Raw genomic sequence first — 1802 nt, 5'->3', positions numbered from 1 at the left:
CCTGCGGCGGACCTGAGCCTGCCATCGTTTCCTGGCCGCCGGCCGCCCTTCTCCCCTGTTGAGCGAGGGGCGTGGCAACTCGCTACCGGTCACAGCTCCGATGCGGCTGGTGTGCAGCCAGTCGTGCCACCCGGGCGCCCCTTCGGCCGGGCGCGCACCCACTCACGCTCGCCGAACTGCAGGTTTCGCGGCTCGAACCCGGATCATGCGCCATCTTCAGGTGTCCGTTGAACCCCCTTGACTCGCTAGTGGAGCTGGCTAGGTTCCCCTTCGCCGCAACCTGACCGACCTGTGCCGGGACAGCGCTGCGCTACCCCTTCACACACAGAGCCTCGATGAGGCCACCACGAGATGAGGAACCATGAACGTCTCCAGTCGGCACGCCGAAACCTATCTGGACCGCGTCGACGGCGCCCTGACCCTCAGGGGCCTGCGTCCTGCTAAGTTCACCGTGGGCGACACCGACGACCTCCTCGACGGTAGCGTTACCGCGATTCCCGGCGCTGTCCTGGAATGGCCGGCCGGCCACTCCAAGCTCGACCCGGAGCGCTTTCCCCACGGCGCCGTCGCCACCTGGACCGCCGCAGCAGGATGGCAGGCCGCTGCCCTGCTGTCTGACGGCACCAGCGACACCCCCACCCTTCTTCCGCTGACCACCCTTGGCGAGCCGAGCCGGATCGTCGACGTCATCGCCCACGTCCTGCTCGGGCGTGCCGCGCCCGACAAAGCCGAGCAGACGACCACCGACACTCCGGAGGCCGACCCGATCCACAGCGACCGCGGCCCCGCGACCGACCCCGCGCTGGCAACCCTCCGGGCCGAGATCTGGGGGCACCTCCACAACGACCCCCAGGGCCGAACCGAGGACGGCTGCTACGCCTCCAGGCTCTCCTTCCCCGTGGCAGGTGACGGGCACTCCTGGAGCCAGGAAGGGGTCCAGATCACCTACGGCGACACCAACAACGTCACCGACCTCGACGGATACCACCACATCCTCGAGCACATGGCCGACCGGTGCCCGGCAATCGAAGGCCCGCTGGTCCTCACCCTGTGACCCGCCGCCGCTCCCTGACACCCGGCGCATCCGAGCCCCCACGGCTGCATCCGCACGCTGAGCACCCCCTTGCCAGAGCAGCGAAAACGCTCGGCCCACCGAGCAAGGGCGGCCTGACCCCCAGTTCCACCCAGCGATCCTACTGACCCCTGCCCAGGAACCAGCCCGCGCATGAACCATTGCACGAGAAAGAGATTGTCGTGAATGCAACAATAGTGTCGCCGTTCCCCGCCCTTTCCGACGTCGCCGACCTCTTCGACGACGACCCGCAGTTCGCACGCCACGTCCGCAGGGCCGAAATGCTCTCACACGCCCGAGGACTGCCACGCTGGCTCAAGGGCAACGCCGTCGACCTCGTGCTCGTCCTGCTGGCCGGGCAGGACCTGGGCCTGACCACCTGGGAAGCCATCAACAGCTTCTACCCAGACGACAGTGAAGAGAGCGGGCTGGCCCTCTACGCCTCTGCGCAGCGGGCCCTCCTGCACCGCGCCGGCTGGGGCTGGCGCATCGTCGAAGCTACCGACGAACGCTGCACCGTCGCCGTCACCGACCCGAACAGGCCCAGCCAGGGGGAGCTCTTCACCACCTACACCATGCATGACGCCCTGGTGGCAGAGCTGACCAGCGGCCCGAACGCCAACTTCTGGCGCCGCTACCCCAAGCAAATGCTCTACGCCCGCGTCACCTCCCTGACCGTCAACACCCATGCCGCGCACGTCGTACGAGGAGCCCCCCGCGGCTGGGGCAC

Annotated in this window: 2 protein-coding genes; both read left to right on the top strand. The window is 68.4% G+C overall.

Features of this window, described 5'->3' with window-relative positions; translation table 11 throughout:
- The first annotated feature begins 361 nt into the window (after positions 1-361).
- Complete coding sequence (locus tag ACIQOV_RS40030) at positions 362-1054, top strand: hypothetical protein (RefSeq protein WP_331768655.1); 693 nt, start codon at positions 362-364, stop codon at positions 1052-1054.
- A 200-nt stretch (positions 1055-1254) separates the two neighbouring features.
- Positions 1255-1802, top strand: a 548-nt coding sequence (locus ACIQOV_RS40025; RefSeq protein WP_401055876.1) for a hypothetical protein, incomplete at its 3' end; no start/stop codon positions are given.

Source organism: Kitasatospora sp. NPDC091257 (assembly GCF_044757675.1).
Lineage (GTDB): Bacteria > Actinomycetota > Actinomycetes > Streptomycetales > Streptomycetaceae > Kitasatospora > Kitasatospora lactacystinica.
The sequence above is the reverse complement of the archived record's forward strand: the minus strand, read 5'-3'. Positions and strand labels throughout refer to the sequence as shown.